General features: G+C 60.9%; 18 protein-coding genes, 2 tRNA genes and 1 riboswitch. Of the genes, 8 read left to right on the top strand and 12 right to left on the bottom strand.

All coding sequences use genetic code 11. From position 1 onward, the window contains the following. Positions 1-314 precede the first annotated feature (314 nt). The gene (locus JL39_RS29065) at positions 315-2063 is read right to left on the bottom strand and encodes an acyltransferase (RefSeq protein WP_052183169.1); all 1749 of its coding nucleotides are present in this window, start codon (positions 2061-2063) and stop codon (positions 315-317) included. 300 nt (positions 2064-2363) lie between these two features. Here JL39_RS29065 and JL39_RS29060 point away from each other — a divergent pair, with 300 nt between their 5' ends. Then, entirely contained in the window at positions 2364-2618 is a 255-nt protein-coding gene (locus JL39_RS29060; protein ID WP_037159996.1) for a DUF6074 family protein, read from the top strand. Positions 2619-2686: 68 nt separating this feature from the next. On the opposite strand, the gene JL39_RS29055 is transcribed toward JL39_RS29060, so the two are convergent. Continuing rightward, positions 2687-2762 (bottom strand) — tRNA-Thr (locus JL39_RS29055). Positions 2763-2891: 129 nt separating this feature from the next. Next, a complete protein-coding gene (locus tag JL39_RS29050; protein ID WP_037159035.1) occupies positions 2892-3848 on the bottom strand; it encodes a nitronate monooxygenase family protein in 957 nt (318 codons plus the stop codon). Between the two features lie 251 nt (positions 3849-4099). Between JL39_RS29050 and JL39_RS29045 the strand changes: the two genes are divergently transcribed. Then, positions 4100-5332: a hypothetical protein gene (locus tag JL39_RS29045; RefSeq protein ID WP_037159034.1), complete on the top strand. Its 1233-nt coding sequence runs from the start codon at positions 4100-4102 to the stop codon at positions 5330-5332. 2 nt (positions 5333-5334) lie between these two features. On the opposite strand, the gene ppk2 is transcribed toward JL39_RS29045, so the two are convergent. Continuing rightward, positions 5335-6216, bottom strand: a complete 882-nt coding sequence (gene ppk2 / locus JL39_RS29040) for a polyphosphate kinase 2 (protein ID WP_037159032.1) — start codon at positions 6214-6216, stop codon at positions 5335-5337. Between the two features lie 218 nt (positions 6217-6434). Between ppk2 and phoR the strand changes: the two genes are divergently transcribed. Then, a complete protein-coding gene (gene phoR / locus JL39_RS29035) occupies positions 6435-7673 on the top strand; it encodes a phosphate regulon sensor histidine kinase PhoR (RefSeq protein ID WP_037159031.1) in 1239 nt (412 codons plus the stop codon). A gap of 91 nt (positions 7674-7764) precedes the next feature. Here phoR and JL39_RS29030 read toward each other — a convergent pair whose 3' ends face one another. Together JL39_RS29030 and JL39_RS29025 are read right to left on the bottom strand one after the other, a co-directional pair. Next, positions 7765-8199 (bottom strand): PACE efflux transporter, encoded by a 435-nt coding sequence (locus tag JL39_RS29030; RefSeq protein ID WP_037159030.1) that lies wholly within the window; start codon positions 8197-8199, stop codon positions 7765-7767. A 184-nt stretch (positions 8200-8383) separates the two neighbouring features. Beyond that, the gene (locus tag JL39_RS29025) at positions 8384-8917 is read right to left on the bottom strand and encodes a GcrA family cell cycle regulator (protein WP_037159029.1); all 534 of its coding nucleotides are present in this window, start codon (positions 8915-8917) and stop codon (positions 8384-8386) included. A 405-nt stretch (positions 8918-9322) separates the two neighbouring features. Here JL39_RS29025 and JL39_RS29020 point away from each other — a divergent pair, with 405 nt between their 5' ends. The 3 genes from JL39_RS29020 (at position 9323) to JL39_RS29010 (ending at position 12655) form a co-directional block, all read left to right on the top strand. After that, positions 9323-10519, top strand: a complete 1197-nt coding sequence (locus tag JL39_RS29020) for an aspartate aminotransferase family protein (protein ID WP_037159028.1) — start codon at positions 9323-9325, stop codon at positions 10517-10519. Between the two features lie 52 nt (positions 10520-10571). Beyond that, the gene (gene argF / locus JL39_RS29015; RefSeq protein ID WP_037159027.1) at positions 10572-11489 is read left to right on the top strand and encodes an ornithine carbamoyltransferase; all 918 of its coding nucleotides are present in this window, start codon (positions 10572-10574) and stop codon (positions 11487-11489) included. A 176-nt stretch (positions 11490-11665) separates the two neighbouring features. Beyond that, entirely contained in the window at positions 11666-12655 is a 990-nt protein-coding gene (locus tag JL39_RS29010) for an Hsp33 family molecular chaperone (protein WP_037159024.1), read from the top strand. A gap of 36 nt (positions 12656-12691) precedes the next feature. Here JL39_RS29010 and JL39_RS29005 read toward each other — a convergent pair whose 3' ends face one another. The 3 genes from JL39_RS29005 to JL39_RS28995 form a co-directional block, all read right to left on the bottom strand. Next, a complete protein-coding gene (locus JL39_RS29005; RefSeq protein ID WP_037159021.1) occupies positions 12692-14266 on the bottom strand; it encodes a tannase/feruloyl esterase family alpha/beta hydrolase in 1575 nt (524 codons plus the stop codon). Between the two features lie 117 nt (positions 14267-14383). After that, complete coding sequence (gene apaG / locus JL39_RS29000; protein WP_037159018.1) at positions 14384-14776, bottom strand: Co2+/Mg2+ efflux protein ApaG; 393 nt, start codon at positions 14774-14776, stop codon at positions 14384-14386. Positions 14777-15093: 317 nt separating this feature from the next. After that, positions 15094-16278: an O-succinylhomoserine sulfhydrylase gene (locus JL39_RS28995; RefSeq protein ID WP_037159015.1), complete on the bottom strand. Its 1185-nt coding sequence runs from the start codon at positions 16276-16278 to the stop codon at positions 15094-15096. A gap of 46 nt (positions 16279-16324) precedes the next feature. Beyond that, positions 16325-16403, bottom strand: a riboswitch (SAM riboswitch). A 71-nt stretch (positions 16404-16474) separates the two neighbouring features. Here JL39_RS28995 and JL39_RS28990 point away from each other — a divergent pair. Together JL39_RS28990 and JL39_RS28985 are read left to right on the top strand one after the other, a co-directional pair. Beyond that, positions 16475-17569 (top strand): 2'-deoxycytidine 5'-triphosphate deaminase, encoded by a 1095-nt coding sequence (locus JL39_RS28990; protein ID WP_037159012.1) that lies wholly within the window; start codon positions 16475-16477, stop codon positions 17567-17569. 56 nt (positions 17570-17625) lie between these two features. Next, positions 17626-17699: transfer RNA gene (locus tag JL39_RS28985), tRNA-Gly, on the top strand. A 44-nt stretch (positions 17700-17743) separates the two neighbouring features. Here the strand turns inward: JL39_RS28985 and JL39_RS28980 are convergent. The 3 genes from JL39_RS28980 to JL39_RS28970 form a co-directional block, all read right to left on the bottom strand. Then, positions 17744-17980, bottom strand: coding sequence for a hypothetical protein (locus tag JL39_RS28980; protein ID WP_348270571.1), 237 nt, complete (start codon positions 17978-17980; stop codon positions 17744-17746). Between the two features lie 128 nt (positions 17981-18108). After that, entirely contained in the window at positions 18109-20100 is a 1992-nt protein-coding gene (locus JL39_RS28975; RefSeq protein ID WP_037159009.1) for a methyl-accepting chemotaxis protein, read from the bottom strand. A gap of 186 nt (positions 20101-20286) precedes the next feature. Further along, positions 20287-22212, bottom strand: coding sequence for a glycosyltransferase family 2 protein (locus JL39_RS28970; protein WP_037159005.1), 1926 nt, complete (start codon positions 22210-22212; stop codon positions 20287-20289). Positions 22213-22232: the final 20 nt, after the last annotated feature.

Raw genomic sequence — 22232 nt, 5'->3', positions numbered from 1 at the left:
CCAGGATCATGCGCCGCAAATTTGCGAAGCGGCCCGATCGAACAAATGTTCTGATTAAGCGGATCGTTTTCCGGCGATCGTGATATCAACCTTCTGGAGGCCCGGCGCCCGCCTGATGCGTGATCCGCCGCACCGAGCCTCCGGCCGCTGCCCAGGCGGGGAGGACTCCGCCCGGCGCGACGGGCCTGACGTTTTTCGAGTCCTGCTCTTGGTTCCAGTGCCGTTAAGAATCGAGCTAAACGGACCTTTATTTTCCACAGCTCCTGTGCCGGGGCGGCACAGATCCGCTTAGGATGGTCCGGCAAATCCCGTCTTCACGGGCTGATCGATCTGACCGCGGAGACAATCATCGGAGCCGCATAGATCGCGCCGAACTTCGTGAAGTGCATTCTGTCCTGCGAGATCATCTGGCCGCGATCATCGAAAACCGGCAGTCCGCCTCTATTGCCTTCGAGAGAGGCCAGAAGGTCGAAATAGTTTTCGGGAGGAAGCTGTCTTCTCAAAGTCTCGTTCTGTACGCGGACGCTTTCAATCGGAGTGGTCAGGGCATAGGCTCTTTTTTCGATCGGCATCCCGATGAACGGGTTGAGGTTGTAGCCGAAATGCTTCGGGCCAATCACCAGGGCTCTCCTTTCGAGCTGCTTCGCGCGGGAGACCAGCCGCGAAGCGCAATCGTCAATGCCGGTGAGAACGATGTAGTCGGCCTGTTGGAAAAGGGCGTCGTGGACCTGGGACTGCATTTCGCCCTGCCGGCAATAGGCGGGAAGGTCTTCTCTGTAAACGAGATTTCGGCTGGCAAGAAAGCCGCCTTCGAACAGCGCGTTTGCCACATCACGCGCGAAGCTGTCGCCAACCACCAGAACATTTTCCTGCGCATTGGCGGGGAAAGTATCTGCGGTATAAGTCCTGATCCGCTCATTGTAGGCTATGTAAAGATCGCCCTGCTTGGCGTTTGGGAATACCCTGTCCGGCCGTCCCTGGGTTGAGTGAAGATAGAGTCCGAAAGTCACCATAAGGGCCGCAGCAGCGGTACAGATCGCTGTGAAGGGCCTCACCTTCAAGGCCGGTTTCCTGAAAGGCAGCTCGATGAAGCGCCAGGAAAGCCAGGCGACCGGAAAAATCGACAGTGTCAAAGCCGCCATCAGGGCGGGCGAAGGCGGATCCAGGCTTCGGATGCGGGCAAATGCGAATATCGGCTGGTGCCACAGATAGGCGCTGTAGCTGATCAGCCCGATCATGACGAATGCCTTGGTCGAGAGAAGCTGCCCTACGCGGTTTTGCCCGTTGGCGAAAAGAATGATCAGCACAGCGCCAACGACGGGCGGCAAGAGGAAAACCGATGGCGTTGGAAGTCTCTCATCGAAAAACACCACGGACCCCAGCACCAACGCCAGTCCCAGGAGTGCCAGCAAGCCGTCGTGGCGTCTTGGTCGAAGTGGCGTTAAGGCGCAGATGCTTCCCAGCAGCAGTTCCCACGCCCTTCCGAATGGAAGGTAGAAGTTTCCGGACGGAAATTGGACAGAGCCAACCTGTGCGAACGCGATGCTGGCGAGCGCGAGAATGCAGAAGAAACCCAGGATCACTTGTTTCGTCTGCTTCCTGAGCAGGAACATCAGAAGCGGAAACGCTATGTAGAATTGCTCCTCGACCCCGAGGCTCCAGGTGTGAAGGAGAGGCTTGAAGTAACTTTCCAGTTCCCAGTAACCGCTCGTCAGGGCGAGCAGGATATTATTGGAGAACAGCAGGGTAGCGACGACGCTTTGGCCAAAATTCTCCAGATAGTCGGGAAGCATCCACATCCACGCAAAAACGGAGGATGCAGCGAGAACGACAAGCAGGGCCGGAAGAATTCGTCGCGCTCGCCGCTCGTAGAATTTCCAGAGCGAAAATTTCCCGTTCGTCAGGTCGTCATGGATGATCTTTGTGATCAGATATCCGGAGATGACGAAGAAGACGTCCACGCCGATGAACCCGCCAGTCGTCAGGCGAAGACCGGCATGCGCCAGAATGACCGAGACCACGGCTATTGCGCGAAGACCATCTATCTCCGGTCTGTATTTCATCTGGATGTTCCGACGTATGGATCGAGCGTCTGGTTGGTGAATGCCGGAAAGTGACCATTTTCACTCGATCTCGGCTATTCGCCTGATCGGACGCCCGACCTGACAAAAAGGCGTATTTTGCGAATTTCGTGGAAAAAAACGCTCCCCGGCCTGGTGAGGCGTGCTTCAATGGCCTTGCGGGGTGGTTCCGGCGAGAGGCTGCGGGAAATACGCCCGGTGGACCGGTTCACCCTTTGTGAAGGATCGGCGGCGATGGTGCCGGCATTCTCAGGCGATTCGCGTAACAGTGATGGAGATGAAATGACGGTTCTGCAGTTCCCGGCCGATCGGCGCACCGGCGATGTAAGACGATGCGCAGAAGCCCTCCGGCGGCTCCATGGGGAGGCCGCAAACCATTTCTGGCGATCGGAGATCACAGGCTTTGCCGCAGCGCTCAGGGGGCAGGGAATGGCGGAGGAAGAGATATCGCGGCAGGCAGGTTTGTTCATGCATGCGGTTCAGATGGAACTGCAGGCGCTCTTTGCGGAGGCGGATTCGGACGCCGCAGCGGGATGAGACGCCATGCTCGGCAGCCCGATGCCGGCCGGCCTGGGAATGGAAATTTCCACGTGCTTGAAGAAAAATGGTGCCGCTTACGTGACTCGAACACGTGACCCCATCATTACGAATGATGTGCTCTACCGACTGAGCTAAAGCGGCACGGGCAGCGGGCGGCTTGGCCGGCTGCAAGTGATGCGGCTGATACAGGCAAAAACTTGCGATTTCAAGCCGGGATTTGATCCGCTCTGCGATTTTCCTGAAATGCGCCTTCCTCGTCGAGGGCCGGGCTCAAAGCGCGAGGCGCTTCCGTGCCGTTCGGTACTCGCTCTCCAGCCGATCGATGAGTTCGGCCACGGGAACCACCGCTTTGACTGCGCCGACGCCCTGTCCCGCACCCCAGATTTCCTTCCAGGCCTTCGGCCCGCTCACCGCCTTGTCGAAATCCATCTTCGACGGGTCGGCGGCGGGCAAGGCATCCGGATCCATGCCCATGGCCCGTATGGAGCCTTTGAGATAATTGCCGTGAACCCCGGTGAAATAATTCGAATAGACGATGTCGGCGGCGTTCGAATCGACCATCATCTGCTTGTAGCTTTCGGAAGCGCGCGCTTCATGGGTGGCGATGAAGGGCGAGCCGATATAGGCCATGTCCGCTCCCATGGCTTCGGCGGCCAGAACCCCCCCGCCGGTGGCGATTGCGCCCGCAAGCAGCAGAGGACCGTCGAACCATTCGCGGATTTCCTGCACCAAGGCGAAAGGCGATAGCGTGCCGGCATGGCCTCCGGCGCCGGCTGCGACCGCGATCAGCCCGTCCGCGCCCTTGCGGATTGCTGAATTGGCGTGGCGGTTGTTGATGACGTCATGAAGTACGATGCCACCATAGGAATGCACTGCAGCGTTGACCTCCGGCACTGCACCGAGCGAGGAGATGACGATCGGAACCTTGTATTTCACGCACATCATGAGATCGTGCTCCAGCCGCTTGTTGGAGGTGTGCACGATCTGGTTGACTGCAAAGGGAGCTGCGGGCCTTTCCGGGTTCGCGGCATTGTAGGCGGCCAGATCCTCGGTGATCATCGCCAGCCATTCGTCGAGCTGGCTTTCCGGCCGGGCGTTGAGGGCCGGAAAGGCGCCGACCACGCCGGCCTTGCACTGCGCCAGGGTCAGTTCCGGATGGGAGATGATGAAAAGCGGCGACGCGACCACGGGCAGGCGCAGCCTGTCCTTGAGGATTGCTGGAAGCATGCGGTAAGTCCCTCCCGATTTACTTTTACGCAAACGTAAATCTCCCTAGCAGATGCTGCGGGGCGCGAAAAGTCGGTGTAAAATTTTTCAACCGTGGCGATCCTGAAATCGCCAGGGGCAGGCCGGAACATAAGCTCACCTTATTTTTCGCCATGGTGCAGCGGGCAGGCGGCGCTTGCAGTTCTTCTGCGGAGAGGTTACCGAAACGTGAATACCCGTGTGTCGGGAACAAGAAGGAAGAAGGACCGGCAGTGAGCGGTTTGGAAACGGCCATCAGGAACGCACTGGAACGCTCGGACCGGTTGAACCGGGATGTCAGGGCCCGTATTTATCAGTCGGCACGACAGGCGCTGGATGCCGGTCTTCGCAAGCAGGGCGTCTCCGACCGGCTGACCATCATGCAGCAGCAGGAACTGCTGGAGCGGAAAATTCAGGAGATCGAGGCGGAGGAACTTCGGCGCCTGGAGCAACCGGCGCCGATGCCTGTCCTCGAACTCGATACCGAACTTCCCTATGATCCGGAACCACAGCGTGTGGATCCGCCTGTCCAGACGACCGCCGCTTCCGAGCCGGCAAGGCGGGAGCCGGAGGTCATGCTCGATGGCGAAACGCGATCGGCGGCGACCGCGCCTGCTGCTTCCACCGCTCCCCCGGTTGAGGCGGCCGCAGCCGCGCCGATGGGGTCTTCCGGCGATCTCGGCGGTCTCGGTGCTGCCCGTGCAGAGCGCCTCGAGGCCGTGCCGGAAGCGAAGCCCGCCAAGGCTGCAAAGACAAAGAAGACGCCGGCACCACCTTCCGGCACGACCCTGGACGTTCCGCCGGAGCGCGCTGCGAAGCCGCGCCGGCGCCGCGGTTTCCTCTCGCATCTCATGACATGGCTGATCACGCTCGCCGTCGTCGGTGGCGCCTGCTGGTGGTTTTATCAGTCCGGCATGGTGCAGTCGTTTATCGAGGAGGCGATGAAGGCGGCCGACCGGGCCACCGCCACAGGATCGGGAGAGGGACCGATAGCCTTTGATCCGCGCAGCGGGTTTTCCGATGACTGGGCGGAAATCTTCGTTCCCTCCCGGGTTGCGGAGCTGAAGCCTGGGGACCGGGCGCAGGTGGAGGCCGTGGCGGGGGCCGAGGGACAGGCCGTCCGCATCGTATCCGCCACGCCCGGCGAAGGCGGCGACGTGGCAATCGATGTACCGCCGGAAGTGTTGCGTGAGATGGCCGGCAAGAGCTCGACGGTGGCGCTGACGCTGCAATCGGCCCAGGACAATTCCGTGCAACTGTCGGTGCGCTGTGATTTCGGCAGTCTCGGCAATTGCAGCCGCCATCGGTTCACGGCAACGCAGGAGAAGCAGGATGCGCTCTTCCGCGTCACCTTCGAACGGTCGCTGGCGCCCAACAGCCCCGGCCGCCTGATCGTCAACAGCGGCCTCGACGGCGCCGACCGGCCGGTGCTGCTTTATTCGGTGCGCATCCTGCCGGGCCAATAGTCCTATTTCAGGAATTTCGGCCCGAAGCCCAGGATCTTGTCATCGACCTCGTCGATGGCGCTCTTGTCCTTGCCGTCGTAGTCGAGTGACTGCAGCATATGGCGGATGACATTGATGCGGGCGCGGCGCTTGTCGTTCGCCCGCACGATCGTCCAGGGCGTTTCCTTCTCGTGCGTCTTTTCGAGCATCGCGTCGCGCTTTTCGGTATAGTCGTCCCACTTGTTGAGCGCGGCGATATCCATCGGCGAGAGCTTCCAGATCTTCAGCGGGTCATGCCTGCGCTCATGGAAACGCTTGAGCTGCATCTCGCGGCCGATATCCAGATAGAATTTGAAGAAGATGATGCCTTCATCGAAGATGGTGTCTTCGAAGCGCGGTACCGCCTTCATGAAGTCTTTATATTGTTCCGGCGTGCAAAAACCCATGACCGGTTCGACGCCGGCGCGGTTATACCAGGAGCGGTCGAAGAGCACGATCTCGCCGGAAGTCGGGAAATGCGCGATATAGCGCTGGAAATACCACTGCCCCGCTTCGGTCTCGGTCGGTTTGCTGAGCGCCACGACCCGGGCTGAACGCGGATTGAGATAGGCGTGGATGGAGAAGATCGTGCCGCCTTTGCCGGCGGCGTCACGGCCCTCGAAGAGCGCCATCAGCCGCTTGCCGGTCGACTTCAGCCAGAACTGCACCTTCACGAGCTCGATCTGCAGCTTTTCGAGCTGCTTCTCGTATTTGTCCTCATCCATCTTGTCGTCATAGGGATAGCGGCCGGAGCCAAGTGCATTGTCTTCGACCCAATCCGGCAGCTTCGGATCATCGATGTCGAACCGCCTGATCTTGTCACCGATCCTGAGGTCGACTGCCCGGCTTCCTGTCACATCCACCATGATTCCCTTCCTTCAATGTTGCAGACAGAGCGACTTTCAAATGTAACGCAGGTTCGAAATCCGGCTACTGTCATGTGAGCGCGGTTTTTTTTATCGGTCCATTGGAGGCGATGTATATCTGTCACGCAAGGCATATATGTGCGCGTGTTCAACTTGTGAGAACGGCGAGTCGGATCGTGGAGTCGGTATTGGAAAAATGGTGGCGGAGTGTGGGCGAGATGGTTGTCCGGGCTCGCCAGGAACGGCCTTTGCTATTGCTCCTGACGCTCGTCGCCTCCCTCGCTCTTCTGGCCGGTATGGCATGGCCGGGTGTGCTTGCCGGCTGGCTGCTCCTGATCCTCGTCGTGGTGGCCCGCAAGCCGGCCGTCTTGCCGGTCGAGGAGCCGGAGGTTGTCGAAGAGGAGGAACCGGTTTTCGATCCTTTGCCGCAGGTGGCTGCAACCCTCGGAGCGCTGGATATTCCGGCTTTCGTGTTAGGGCAGGATGCCTCCGTACTTTTTCAGAACAAGGCGGCGGAAAAGGCTTTCGGTGCGTTGCCCACCGGTTCGCATCTTTCCGCGAAGTTACGCTCGCCCGGCATTCTCGACATGGTGCGCGAGACCATCGCCACGGACGAGCCGAACCAGATCGAGCATTCCGAACGCCTGCCTTCCGAACGCGTCTATATGCTGCGCGTCGCGCCGATCGATCTCGGCCAGCGGGCGCCCGAGACCCCGGACGACGAGGTGCAGAAATTCTACCTTCTGTCGTTCAAGGACATTTCGGAACTGCGCCGCATCGATCGGATGCGTTCGGATTTCGTCGCCAATGCAAGCCATGAATTACGCACGCCGCTTGCGTCGCTGAGGGGTTTCATCGAGACGCTGCAAGGACCGGCGCGGTCCGACCCGGCAGCCCAGGAGCGGTTCCTTGCCATCATGTTCGATCAGGCGACGCGGATGAGCCGCCTCGTCGACGACCTGATGTCGCTTTCGCGCCTGGAGCTCAAATCCCATATCGCCCCTGACCAGACCGTCGATCTGAGGCCCCTGATCGGTCACGTGCGGGATGCGCTTCTGCCGCTTGCCGAAGACCTCGGGGTGGAAATCCGCACGCACCTGCCGGAGGGCAAGGTCGAGGTTCTGGGTGATCGCGACGAGCTCGTCCAGGTTTTCGAGAACCTGATCGAGAATGCTTGCAAATATGGTCAGGAAGGCAAGTTCGTCGATGTTTATCTTAAGAAGGGACCGTCGAAGCCGGTTGAGGTGAGCGTCGTGGATCAGGGGCCAGGCATACCCGCCGAGCACGTTCCGCGGCTGACGGAGCGTTTCTACCGGGTCAGCGTTGCCGACAGCCGCTCAAAGAAGGGCACCGGTCTCGGGCTTGCGATCGTCAAGCATATCCTTACTCGTCACCGGGCGCGCCTGATTGTGAAGTCGGAAGTCGGCAAGGGAAGCGAATTCACCGTGAGGTTCTGATCTAAACCGGATGCCTGCAAGGCAGCGGATGGTCCTTTTCGCACTCACAGCCTGTCTTATGGAATCCTGACGGCTGAAAAAGAGGCGCGCATTAACGCGCCTCTGCCTTCTGCCATTCCGGCAGCGGGAAAAGCCGGTCATAGGCCCAGTTGAAGACGAAGGCATAGACGACGTAGAAGGCGGCAAAGGCGAGATCCATGATCAGCGCTTCCCACAGGCTGATATCGAGATACCAGGCAACGAACGGCAGAAGCACGACGAGCAGGCCCACCTCGAAAAGGATGGCATGCCCTGCGCGAATTGCCGGCGTCTTGTGGGTGCCTCCGGTCAGCCGCCGCATCAGGTGGTCGAAACCGAGATTGTAGAGGTAGTTCCAGCCGGTGGCGATCGTCGCACCGCCGATCGCGATAACGCCGATGTCGGAGACCGGCTTGCCGAAGGCAAGCGCACCGAGCGGCGTGACGATGAGCAGCGCGATAATTTCGAAGCTGATGGCGTGGCGGATACGGTCGCTGGTCGAGCGCATGATACTCCCCGAATGGGTTGGTTCCGGGTCGTCCCGAAGTCTTGGCCCAATATGGGGGAGGCCGTCCTCGCTCCGTTGAGATAGGTGCTTTCGAAGCAATCGGCAAGTGTTGGAGGGCATGGCTGTCATGCGCAAAAAAAGCGGGCCTCGAAGCCCGCTTTCAATTCATCTTCGTGCCGGTTCTTCAGGCTCGGGCGGCGGCTCTGCGGCGGTCGTGCACCGGCTGATAGGCGAGCCGGGCATGGTAATTGCAATAAGGTGAGGAATCCGGGGAGTCGCAGCCGCAGAAGTGGAAGTCTTCCTTGAGCGGATCGCCGACGGGCCATTTGCAGGTGCGCTCGGTGAGTTCCGTCAGTGCCAGGCGGCGGGAAATCGGCACCACGACATTGCCGGCCGGCACGTATTCCATTTCCTGGAAGGAGTCGACCTCGATCTCCTCCTTCATGACGGTCGCGCCGACAGCACGGGCGACGGTCCGGGTCGTAACCCGGGAGGCGTAGTTCGGAGCCCTTGGGGCAGACGTCGTGCGCTTGGTGGTGCTGCGACCGGTTGCCACGGTGCCGCCGGCCTTCGCCCGGCCCGGCAGGCTGAGGCGATGCACTTTGCCGATCACGGCATTGCGGCTCACGCCCCCCAATTGCGCAGCGATCTGGCTGGCGCTAAGGCCTTCCGACCACAATCTCTTGAGTTTCTCGACACGCTCGTCTGTCCAGTTCATGCCCGTTCTCCGCCGTTGAACGTTGCAGGCATGCAGAATCCTTCCACCTTTGCTGAGGACATCATTCCGCAGCACCCACTACATCTATGCTTGAGGTGACTAGTTCCGCCGCATGCAGTCTAGTAATTGACGATTAACCTAGTGTGAGGCTGACTCCGTGGCAAGAGTCGGAGGAATCTGCAGGAATCGATTTCGTGGTTTTCCCCAACTTGCTGTTCGGGAGAGTCATTTTTGTCACATCTGAAGGCGCCTGCCTGTTTCTTAGCCAAGGTCACGCAAAATACCGCGGTTTGTTGACATTCATAGCCTAAACATCGATAGTGCGACCGCCGCCCAGTGGGCGGCATTTTTGATTTTTTGGCCGGTTCCACGGCTTTTTGGATTGCCTAGAGGAGTGATGTCGCCATGGCTGAAGCCGCGCTTTTCGACACCTTTGCCCGGGCCCCGTTGCGTTTCGAGCGTGGCGAGGGTGTATGGCTCGTGACGGAAGGCGGGGAGCGATATCTCGACTTCGGATCGGGTGTCGCGGTCAACTCGCTTGGTCATGCCCATCCGCATCTCGTCGAAGCGCTGAAGGCGCAGGCCGAGAAGGTCTGGCATACCTCCAATCTTTATGAAGTGCCCGGGCAGGAGACACTGTCGCGCCGCCTCGTCGGGAAATCCTTCGCGGATAAGGTGTTCTTCACGAATTCCGGTGCGGAGGCGCTGGAATGCGCCATCAAGACAGCCCGCCGTTATCAGTATGTGAAGGGTCATCCGGAGCGGTTCCATATCGTGACCTTCGAAGGCGCCTTCCACGGCCGCACGCTTGCGACCATCGCCGCAGGTGGTCAGGCGAAATATCTGGAAGGCTTCGGGCCCAAGGTCGAAGGGTTCGACCAGGTGCCTTTCGGCGATCTGGACGCGTTGAACGCGGTCATCACGGAAAAGACGGCTGCGATCCTGATCGAGCCCATCCAGGGCGAGGGCGGCATCCGTCCGGTTCCGAAGGAATTCTTGGCTGCGCTGCGCAAGATCTGCGACGACAAGGGCCTGCTCCTGGTTTTCGACGAAGTGCAGACGGGCGTCGGTCGCACCGGCAAACTCTTCGCCTACGAGTGGTCGGGCGTCACGCCGGATATCATGGCACTCGCCAAGGGCATCGGCGGCGGCTTCCCGCTCGGCGCCTGCCTCGCGACCGCGGATGCGGCGTCGGGGATGACGGCTGGTACCCATGGTACGACCTATGGCGGCAACCCGCTCGCCATGGCGGTCGGCAATGCCGTGCTGGATGTCATCCTTGCCGACGGTTTCCTGGAAAATGTGCGCGACGTATCGTTGATCTTCCGCCAGGGGCTTGCCGGCCTCAAGGATCGCTTCCCCGATGTCATCGAGGAAATCCGCGGCGAAGGTCTGCTCCTCGGTATCAAGGCGAAGGTGCCGGCGGGCGATCTCGTTGCGGCGATGCGCGGCGAACATATGCTGGGCGTTCCGGCCGGCGACAATGTGGTGCGCCTCCTGCCGCCGCTGACCGTTACCGTCGAGGAGGCCCGCGAGGGGCTTGCCCGTCTTGAAAAGGCGGCGGAAAAGCTTTCCTCCGCCGAACTGAAGAAATCAGCCTGAGGGGCAGAAGGGGGCGCCATTTGATGGTTCCCTCTCTATAGGGAACCGTAAGATGGCCGCACCGAAACATTTTCTCGATCTTTCCGCCATGTCCTCGGCGGATCTGAGGACGATCCTCGACGATGCCAAGACCCGCAAGCAGGCGACCAAGGCGGGCACGGCGGAAAAGCCGCTTGCCGGCAAGATGCTGGCGATGATCTTCGAAAAGCCTTCGACGCGCACCCGCGTTTCCTTCGATGTCGGCATGCGCCAGCTCGGCGGCGAGACGCTCTTTCTTTCCGGCACTGAAATGCAGCTCGGTCGCGCCGAGACGATCGGTGATACGGCAAAAGTCCTCTCCCGCTATGTCGATGCGATCATGATCCGCACCACCGATCATTCGCGCCTTATGGAGATGGCCGAACATGCGACCGTGCCGGTCATCAACGGCCTGACGGACGACACCCATCCCTGCCAGATCATGGCCGACCTGATGACCTTCGAGGAGCATCGTGGTCCGGTGAAGGGCAAGACCTTCGCCTGGACGGGCGACGGCAACAACGTCCTGCATTCTTTCGTGGAAGGCGCTGCTCGTTTCGGCTATCGCATGAATATGGCGGTGCCGATGGGTTCCGAACCGCATGACAAGTTCCTGAACTGGGCGCGCGACAACGGCGGCGATATCATGCTCTGCCACGATGCCGAACGCGCGGTCGCCGGCGCCGATCTCGTCGTCACGGACACCTGGGTTTCCATGAACCAGGAGCACAAGGCGCGTGGCCACAACATCTTCCAGCCCTACCAGGTCAACGGCGCGCTGATGAAACGGGCGGACAAGGACGCACTCTTCATGCATTGCCTGCCCGCTCATCGCGGCGAGGAAGTCACCGACGAGGTGATCGATGGTCCGCAGTCGGTCGTTTTCGACGAGGCGGAAAACCGCCTGCATGCCCAGAAGTCCATTCTCGCCTGGTGCTTTGGCGCTGTCTGAGCCTCGTTGCGCGCAGTCTTGATTTTCAATGAAGCCGGTCCCATCTACCGGCTGTCAATCGCGCCGCGTTTTTAAGAAGCGGCGTTTCAACATACATCGTCACGTCTTTTCCTCCAGCCAGCGGTTCCGCTCGGGCTGGCGCTTGTGTAAGACTGTTGGCGCGAAGGAGTGAAGTCATGGCGGAAGCGACTGTGGTACTGAACGATCTCGATTTTGCCGGAGATGACCGCGTCGTTCCCTTCCAGGTGGAAGGCTTGGACGTACGTGGACGGGCAGTTCAGCTTGGGCCGTTGCTCAACGCCATTCTCGGCCGCCATGAATATCCGGCGCCGGTTGCACGTTTGCTTGCCGAGGCGATCGTGCTGACCGCGCTGCTCGGCACCTCGTTGAAATTCGATGGCAAGTTCACCGTCCAGACCAAAGGCGACGGTCCGGTCGACTTGCTGGTCGCTGACTTTTCCACGCCCGATGCTCTGCGCGCCTATGCCCGCTATGACGAAGAGGCGCTTGCCGAGGCCATCGAGGAAGATCGGACCTCTCCGCCCGATCTCCTGGGCAACGGCGTACTTGCCTTCACCATCGATCAGGGCAGGGGCATGCAGCCCTATCAGGGCATCGTGCCGCTCGACGGTTCCTCGCTCGAGGAAATTGCCGACGTCTATTTCCGCCAGTCGGAGCAGATTCCGACCAGGGTTCGTCTGGGTGTTGCCGAGCTTTTCGACCGTGATGCCGAGGGCAGGCCGCGCCACAACTGGCGGGCTGGCGGATTGGTCGCCCAGTTCCTGCCGCAGGCGCCGGAACGCATGCGCCAGCCGGACCTGCATGGCGGTGACGGCGACGAGCGCGAGCTCGATTTCACGGAGGACGATGCCTGGACGGAAGCGCGTACCTTGGTGGAGACGATCGACACGGACGAGCTGACGGACCCGCAGGTCCCGATCGAGCGGTTGCTGTTCCGGCTGTTCCACGAGCGCGGGGTGAGGGTCTACGAACCGCAGACCGTCTATGACCGCTGCAGTTGTTCGCGCGAGAAGATCAAGAGCGTGCTGAACGGCTTTACCGCCGAGGAGATCGAGGCGAGCCAGGAAGATGGCCATATCGCCGTCACCTGCGAGTTCTGCTCGACCACGTATCGCTACGAAGCGGCCGAATTCGCCGAGGCTTGAAGTCGAAGGCGGGAGTTTCCTCCCGCCTTTTTCGTCTCATGGCATCTTGCACTGGAAGTTGGTGCCGTCCTTGAGGTCGCCGCTGCCGGAATATTTTGCGACCTGCGGATAGGGGCAGAGCGGCCGTGTCATGGCAGGCTTGCCGTCCTTCACCTGAGCGGCCTGTATCACCTCCGGCGGCTTGCCGTTTTCCACCCAATCCATCAGCGGCGTAAAGGCGTCAAAGACGTCCGTGCCGTAGCCCATGCTACAGTGGTACATGCCGGGTACCATGAAGAGGCGGTAGAATTCCGCAGTCAGCTCGGCGCCCATCTGCTTGCGGACGGATTCGTAGTAATTGACGCCCATCATCGGGTTGAGCGCCGGGTCGGACCAGCCGAAATAGGTGATCATCCGCCCGCCGCGCTTTTCGAATTCGCTGAGGTCGGGATTGGTCGCATCGACGATCTCCCGGATCATGCCGATCTTCGGATATTCCGTGTCGAAGTCGAAGGTCTTCCAGTCGATCGCCTTGCCGGAGGCGGGCAGCATGGCCATGTTCTTTACGAAGGTTTCTCCATAGGCGAGCTGCCGGCTCGGGCCCTCTTCGGAGACCATCCACATGTCCCAGCCGCTGGTGCCGGAGGCATCGACGCCCTCGGTTCCGTGTTGCACGCCGGGAAATATCGTCTCGCCCTTGATCCTCACGCCGCCGGCCAATGTCTTCAGCGTTTCCACCTGCGCATTGGTGAAGCAGTCGGAACCACCGGCCTCGCAGGTCTTCAGGTCCTTGGCAGGATCGAAATTGCATTGACGCGGGTCGGCGATCAGCCCGTCCTCGGCGCCGTCGATCCCATCGCATTTGTCCATCACGGCCTTGGCCAGCACGGGAAGCTGCGCCTTGCTGATCGGCGCCTTGAGCAGCGCCCGGGCGTTCCAGACACCCCATATCTGCGTGTTGGTGAGGTCGAGGACGGGCGCACCGGCCAGGATGCCGTCGAAATCGCCGGGATGACGCTGTGCAGAGATCAGTCCCTGGCGCCCGCCTGTCGAGCAGCCATCCCAATAGGAGAAGGAAGGGTGCCGGTCGTAATAACGTGCGGCGATTGCCTTCGCCGTCTCGACCGTCACATGCACGGCACGTGAACCGTAGTCGATCAGGAGATCGAGGTCCTGGGCGAAATCGCCGAGCTTGTAGGTGGCTGCGTCATGTCCGGTATTCTGCTGGACTGTCAGGAAACCTCGCGAAAGTGCGGCATCGCGCGTGGCGATGCGTGATGGCGCGGCGAGTTTCTCGCCTGCATAACCGCCATTGCCGAACATGTAGAGCCGCCGGTTCCAGTTGTCGGGCAGGGTGATCTCGAAGCGGATCTGCGGCTGGATATATCCGGTCACCTGGCAATGGCCCGGCAGGGTGCCGGTGCCTGCCACATGCGTGGCCTTCAGCATGGTTACGTCGGCGAGGGATTGGCCGTTCAGCATCCCGCAGGCGATCTGCGGCGAGACAGTGGCGGCCGAAAAATCCGGCCTGTCCTTCATGTCGATGAAGCTGCTTTTGTTCTGCGCCAGCGCGGGTGTGAAGGCCGCCAACGTCAGAAGGGCGCAGGACGCCAGCAGAAGAGGACGTGTCATCAAGGCTCCTCCCAAAGACCGTTTTGACGGCCTGAGAATGCCGGAGGAGGAAAGGAGCAACAAATAGAAAAAACGGCACAACCCATAACCTCGGGGTTGTCGCCGCGGGCGGCGGGTTCAGTTGAGTACGCGCAGGAGGCCGGGCGAATCCAGAGAGAAGGCGGGAATGGTCACTTCGAAGGTTTCGCCCTCGTCTGTCTGCATGTCGTAGTGGCCGAACATCATGCCGGACGGCGTGTCGAGCGGGCAGCCCGAGGAATATTCGTAGGAATCGCCGGGTTTCAGCCGTGGCTGTTCGCCCACCACGCCGGGACCGTCGACCTCGTCCACCACACCGTTCTGATCGGTGATGTGCCAGTAGCGATGGACCAGCCTGACGGAAATCGGCGAATGATTCTCGATGACGATGCGGTAACCCCAGACGTAGCGGCTTTCCTCCGGATTGGATTGCTCCTCCAGGTAGTAGGGTTCGACAGCGACTTCGATATCTCGTGTCCGGGCGCGATACATGCGGCACCTCAACAATGCTCACTTGCGTTTCTGATTTCGAAGTTCGTCATACTTCGCAGCAACTTTGGAGCGAACTTCCGAATCCAAAGAACATGAGCAGCTTTATAATTCCAGCGTGGTTTCGGATTGGAAGTTCGCCGCAGCGCTTGCCGCGAACAATACTGCGAATTTCAATCCACCACACTGGCCGATATTGTACAGGGCTGCTGAAACGTCAAGAATTCTCACGGTTTGAACAACGGAGTGTGAGCGTTTCTTGAAATTAGGGATAACTGATATGGTGAATCCGGTAAGACCGGACTCACCACGCCGGATCGTTAGGCCGTAACTTCTGAAAGCGCCTTCGCGAAATCCTCGAGCAGGTCCTCGGTGTCTTCGATGCCAGCCGAAAAGCGTACGGTGCCGGGCGAAATGCCGAGCTCCGCACGGGCCTCGTCCGTCAGGTTCTTGTGCGTCGTCGTGGCCGGATGGGTAATGAGGCTCTTGGAATCGCCCAGATTGTTGGAAATTCTGACGATCTCCAACGCGTTCTGAAGTTTGAAGGCGGCTTCCTTGCCGCCCTTCAGCTCGAAGGCGACGAGCGTCGAGCCGCCCGTCATCTGCCTGGCGATGATATCGGCCTGCGGATGGTCCTTGCGGCCCGGATAGATGACCTGCGCCACCTGGCTCTGCTCGGCCAGGAAATCGGCGATCTTCGAGGCGCTCTCCGTCTGCTGCTTGACGCGCAGCGGCAGGGTCTCGATCCCCTTCAAAAGCGTCCAGGCGTTGAACGGCGACATGGCCGGGCCGGTATGGCGGAAATAGTCGTGCAGGTTCTCGTCGATCCAGGCCTTGTCGGACAGCACCACGCCGCCGAGGCAGCGGCCCTGGCCGTCGATATGCTTGGTCGCCGAATAGACGACGATATGCGCGCCGAGCTCCAGCGGCTTCTGGAAGAGCGGGGTCGCAAAGACGTTGTCGACGACCACTTTCGCGCCGATCTGGTTGGCAAGCCTGGCGACGCCGGCGATATCGACCACTTCCAGTGTGGGGTTGGTCGGACTTTCCAGGAAGAAGACCTTGGTCTTCGGAGTGATCGCCTTTTCCCAGTTTTCGAGATAGCGGCCGTCGATCAGCGTGCAGTCGATCCCGTATTTCGGAGCGAGTGTCTCGACCACCCAGCGGCAGGAGCCGAAGAGGGCGCGTGCGGCGACGATATGGTCGCCGGCCTTCAGCTGGCAGAGGATTGCGGCGGTGACGGCAGCCATGCCGGAGGCGGTGGCGCGCGCGTCTTCCGCACCTTCCAGCATGCACATGCGCTTCTCGAACATGTCGTTGGTGGGGCTGCCGTAGCGTGCATAGATGAAGCCGTCCGTCTCGCCCTTGAAGCGGGCCTCGGCGGCTTCCGACGTATCGTAGACGAAGCCCTGGGTCAGGAAGATCGCTTCCGAGGTTTCGCCATATTGCGAGCGCAACGTGCCGCCGTGAACGAGCTGGGTTGCCGGGCGCCATGTCTTGGTCATGTTAGTTCCCACCTTCAACAACAAAAAAACCGGCCGCAAAAGCAGACCGGTTTGGCACCCGGTCTTTTTAGCCACTTATTTAACGTGGCTGCAAGCCGACCGGCCAAATCACCACGGGATAAAGCTGCCATACGCCCGCTGCCTTCTTGCGTCAATGGTCTCGATTTGGTTTTGTCACCTGAAATACGGAAGAGACATGATGGCTCGCGAAACAGGCATTCTGGCGGACCGCGCGATTGCGGCGCTTTTCAAAAGTGGACGGCTCACCTCCGAGCGGGAGCTTGACCTCGATCAGATCCAGCCCGCAAGTCTCGACCTGCGCCTGGGCACGAAAGCCTTCCGCGTCCGCGCGAGCTTCATGCCTGGCCCCACGCACCTCGTATCCGACAAGCTCGACCGTCTGAAACTGCATGTGATCGATCTTTCGGAAGGTGCGGTGCTTGAAACCGGCTGCGTCTATATCGTGCCGCTGATGGAAAGGCTCGACCTGCCGGCCGGCATGTCGGCCTCGGCTAACCCGAAGAGCTCGACCGGCCGGCTGGACATTTTTACCCGCGTCATCACCGACTACGCGCAGGAATTCGACAAGATCCCGGCCGGCTATTCCGGCCCGCTCTATCTCGAAATCTCGCCGCGCACCTTCCCGATCGTCGTGCGCCGCGGCTCGCGTCTGTCGCAGATCCGCTTCCGGGTGGGGAATGCCCTGCTCGGCGAGCCGGAGCTACTGCAACTCCACAATGACCAGATTCTCGTCGCCGCCAGCAGGCCGAACGTTTCGGGTGGCGGCATCGCGTTGTCGATCGATCTCACAGGCGACGAGGAGGGGTTGATCGGTTATCGCGGCAAGCACCACACGGCTGTGGTCGATGTCGACAAGAAAGCCCAGCACGACATCTTCGATTTCTGGGAGCCGCTCTATAGCCGCGGCCGCACCGAACTGATCCTCGATCCGGATGAATTCTATATCCTTGTCTCGCGCGAGGCCGTGCACGTTCCACCTCTCTATGCAGCCGAAATGACGCCCTTCGACCCGCTGGTCGGCGAATTCCGCGTTCATTATGCCGGCTTCTTCGATCCGGGCTTCGGCCATGAAGCCGCAGGCGGCCGCGGCAGCCGGGCGGTGCTCGAAGTGCGCAGCCATGAAGTGCCCTTCATCCTGGAGGACGGCCAGATCGTCGGACGCCTCGTCTACGAGCATATGCAGGAAAAGCCGGAAGGGCTTTACGGGACGGGCGTCGGTTCGAACTATCAGGCACAAGGCCTGAAGCTCTCCAAACATTTTCGTACATGATCGAAAGCGGGAACGCTTGACACGCAGCCCCATCTGTTGAAAGTCTCAACCCGCAAGCGGGTGTAGCTCAATGGTAGAGCAGCAGCTTCCCAAGCTGAATACGAGGGTTCGATTCCCTTCACCCGCTCCAGTTTTCCGACAATCACATCAGCTTGCCCCAGGCAGGGTTCCATTCTACTCCCTCTGAAAGTTCCACGAAGATCGGTTGCTTGTCCGGTCCCTGGTCTTGTTCTCCGCCATCCGAAAGGCGTCATCCGGCTCCATCTCTTCGCCGGGGAAGATCGTGTCGTTCTCGGCTGGATCGGCAACTCTTCTGATATAGCCGCGGATCTGGTCTCCGGAATGATAGAACCTGATGATCAAGGCGCCAGGCGCCGGTTCGCCGCTGCGGTAACGATAATAGGTGTGCATTTTTTCCCTCCATTGTCAGTACCTCTACCTGACCTGCGGAAGTGTGAAATGTTCCCTGTATTTCTGGAGGAAGGGCGGCCCTTGGGTCGCCCTTGATCGTGCTGACTGATGCTTTGCCGTACTTCGGTTCAGAGTTCCGTCCATCCGGCTTTCTGGCTTGCTGCTGTCGAACCGCCGCCGAAGGCGCCGGCAAGCGTTTGAGCAAGCGCCCGCGCCGGCGATGCAGCCGGACGGGCCTCGCTATCGGAAGCAGCCCGGACTGCCGGCTTGGCTGCCGCCGCGGTGGTCGGCGAAGCCGGCCGCGAGGTCAAGGACGCCGCTGCGGTTGCATATCCGCCCGTGCCGGTCAGCTTGAACTGGCCGAGCAGCTTGGTGAGTGCCGTCGCTTCGGTCGCCAGACTATGGCTCGCTGCGGTCGTTTCCTCGACCATGGCTGCGTTCTGCTGCGTGCCCTGGTCCATCGCGTTCACCGAAGTGTTGATCTCCTGCAGGCCGATGGACTGCTCCCGCGAGGCGTCCGCGATGGCATGGACGTGACCGTTGATCTCCTGCACTTCGTGAAGGATGGTTTCGAGCGCCTTGCCCGTTTCATCGACGAGCGCGACACCGGTCTGGACATGCGTGCCGGACGTGGTGATCAGCGCCTTGATCTCCTTCGCCGCATGGGCCGAACGTTGGGCGAGTTCGCGCACTTCCTGGGCCACGACCGCAAAACCCTTGCCGGCGTCACCCGCGCGGGCCGCCTCCACACCGGCATTGAGTGCCAGAAGATTGGTCTGGAAGGCGATGTCGTCGATCACGCCGATGATATTGGAGATCTCACTGGACGATTTTTCGATCTCCTGCATCGCATTGACCGCCTTGCGCACCACGTCGCTGGATTTCTCGGCGCCGGTGCGGGTGCGGGTCACAAGCTGGCTCACTTCCGCGGCCCGCTTTGCCGCGTCCTTCACGGTTGTTGTGATTTCCTCGAGCGCGGCTGCAGTCTCCTCGACCGAAGCGGCCTGTTGCTCGGTGCGTTTGGAAAGCGCATCGGCGGAGGAGCGGATCTCGCTGGCGCCGGCATTGATCGCCGTGGCGTTCGCGCCGACCGCGATCATCGTCTCGTTGAGCGTGCCGACCGAATTGTTGAAGTCGACACGCAGCGAATCGAGATGCGGAGCGAAAGGCGTTTCCAGGCGCGAGATGAGGTCGCCGGAGGCGAGGCGCCGCAGGCCTTCGCCGAGCGAGCGCATGGCACGTTCCAGTTCGCCGGCTTCCGCCGCACGCTGTGCGTCGCGCTCCTGGCGTTCACGGTCGCTGAGGTCGCGATCGGCGGTGGCGCGCACTTCTAGATTGACGCGTTCGATTTCGTTGCTGCGGAAGACCTGTACTGCTTGCGCCATGAAACCGATTTCGTCCCGGCGATCGAGGCCGATGATGTCGCTGACCGTATCACCCTCCGCCAGCAGCTTCATTCGCTCGCTCAGCTTATTGATCGGTGCCGCAAGGCCGACCTGGGCGACGTAGATGCCGAATCCGATCAGCGCGAGGGTAGCAATGCCGATGATGGCGAAGCAGAGATTGATGCGCTGGTTGACCGTATCGGAGAGCGCATCGCCGCCGTCGTCCAGAAGCTTCATCAATGCGTCGTTGTTGGCGATCATCTTCGGCGTAATGGCGGCGATACCCGCACTGATCTGCGCCATTGCGTCCGCTGCACCTTTTTCATCGCCGGCTCTGTGCAGGTCGAGCGCTTTCTTGGTCACCTGCTCGAGAGCGGTGACATCCGCGATGAGCTCATCCGCCGCCGCTTTCCGGCTCGGCACGAGCTCGGCCGCCTGCTGCAGGCGTTCCCGGGCCTGACCGAACTTCGATGCCGCCTTGGCGGCCGTCTCCGCCTCCTTCGATCCGGCCGGCATGTTCAGCGAGAAGCTCGCCTGAAGGACCGACGACAGCACAGATGCGTTTGCGCGGGAAGCCTGCATGGCGGCCGACGCTTCATGGTCGATGAACGTGCTGTAGCTCCCGTCGGCGTGTTTGAATTCCTGCACGATGTAGATCAGGCCCGCCACCGAAACGAGCCCGAGAAGAACGACGACCGAAAGGATCTTCGTCCGGATTTTCATATTCTGCAACATGGAGTCCTGCCCGCGCCGGGTCTACCGCCGCCTTGTGGAAGTGAGAGGGGGAAATGCTTGAGAGGTGCGACAGCCCGCATCATGTGGCCGGTCTTAATCGACCTTTGTCATACAATACTATAAAATTGCAGAAAGTTTAACGTAGGGCTAACATCGGACGGCGGCAAATCGCATGAGCGGAGGGGATCATGTCCTTCTGCGGGCGGGGACATGCGGCGTCTTGTTCCAGAAAAAGGGCTTCGAGCGCAGCTCCAGCACCGCCCGCCATGCGGCAGCCGAGGTCATCAGCCAGTAGAGGGCGACACCGGTCCAGCGCCAGCCGATCTGCCGCTTTTCGTGATGGATCATCGAACCCATCCCAAGTCCCAGGAAGATCAGATAGCTGCCAAGGATGTTGATGCTGTCGATGACGAATAGCGAGAGCACGCCGGCGGGGACGTCATCGGCAGGCGCCTCCAGCATGGAATAGACGCCGATTCCCATGAAGATGATGATCAGCGGGTGCAGGAGTGAGGAAATCAGCATGCCGCCGATCATGAGCTGGAAGGTACAGAAGGCCAGCAGGCCCATCTCGCGGATGAGCCGGCGCGGATCGCGCATCAACACCAGCCAGGTCTGCAGCCAGCCCTTGAACCACCGGCTGCGCTGCCCCATCCAGATGTGGATGGTGGTCGGCGCGTCCTCCAGTGTCTGCCTTGCGATGACATCGGACCGGTAACCGAGGCGATAGAGGCGCAGCCCGAGGTCTGCATCCTCGGTGACATTGAAGGGATCCCAGCCGCCGGCCTCTCGCAGGGATCGGGTGCGGAAGTGATTGGAAGTTCCTCCGAGCGGCAGCGGCATTCGCATTCTTGCCAGCATCGGCAGCAATCCGCGGAAAAGGCCGGAATATTCCAGCGAGAACAGCGCACTGATCCAGGACTCCTTCGCATTGGTGATGATCAGCGGCGCCTGCAGGCAGGCGAGTTCGGCGGGCATCGCCCTGAAGCGTGCATAGGCCTCGCGCAATTGTTGCGGATGCGGCCGGTCCTCCGCGTCGTAGATCGCCAGGAATTCTCCGCGCGCAGCGCCGAGCGCATAGGTGAGCGCCTTGGGCTTGGTGCGCGGGCTCGAAGGTGGCACTTCGATGATTTCGAAATGAGCGCCGGGGGAGAGCGCCTTCAGCGCCGCGATGGTCTCGTGGTCGTCAGCTTCGCAGACAAGCTTGATGTCGAGCAGGGCGTCCGGCCAGTCGAGCCGCTTCAGGCTGGCGATCAGTTGCTCGGCCACCGCCGCCTCGCGGTAAAGCGCCACCATGACCGTATAACAGGGAAGCGTTCCCTCTGGTGCCGGCAAGGCCGGCCGCATAGGCTGCCCGAAATGCTGTCGGGTGAACGCTGCAAATCTGAGAAGCAGGGATGCCAGATAGATGAGCGACAGCAGGACATGAAGGAAAATCAGCGTTGTCGAAGGCACGATGATCAGTGCGGAGAGGAGCGCTGCGAGCCCGAGCCCGGCATAGAAACCCTGGTGACCCGAAAGGACGATGCGCGCCGAGAAGGAAGGGAAGCGGTCGAAGAGTTCGTTGACCGTATCGCGCACGCGCCGTCCGGCTCCAGCCTGCCAGACCGCCCGGCGGATTGCCGAAGGTGTCGTGATCGCAAGATCCCGGCCAAGCTGCGGCATGGCGGAGAGGGCCGCCCCGAGATCGGCAAGCCTGGCGGCTTCCGGCACCACGGCCACCTGCGGAGCCCGATGCCGGTGGTTGATGCGGATCTGGTTCGGACGTTGCAACTGCATGTCGAGTAGGGGTGCGTCGGTGATAAGGGTCGGATCGATCGTCTCGACGAAAGGCAGGCGCAGGAAGCGGGCGATTGCACCGTAGTAGGCGGCCTCGCTGACCTGACCGCTATGCAACAGTTCGCTTTCGGCGCGGGTGCCGTTTCGCCGCGCCCTGTCGGAGAGCATGGACAGCAACGGTTTGGAGAAACCAAGCGCGGCAAGGGCGGCCAGTTCCGGATCATCGACGGGATCGCGGACATGTTCTTGCGGCCCGGTTCCGGGTGGGGCCGGCGTTTGCCACGCATCATCTTGCGCCGTCGGCGATGCCGGCGGATATTCCCCTAAACGCATGACTCTGCTACACCGCCCGC

The sequence above is a fragment of the Rhizobium sp. YS-1r genome (assembly GCF_000757525.1).
GTDB lineage: Bacteria > Pseudomonadota > Alphaproteobacteria > Rhizobiales > Rhizobiaceae > Neorhizobium > Neorhizobium petrolearium.
This window is presented reverse-complemented; position numbering and strand designations above follow the sequence as displayed.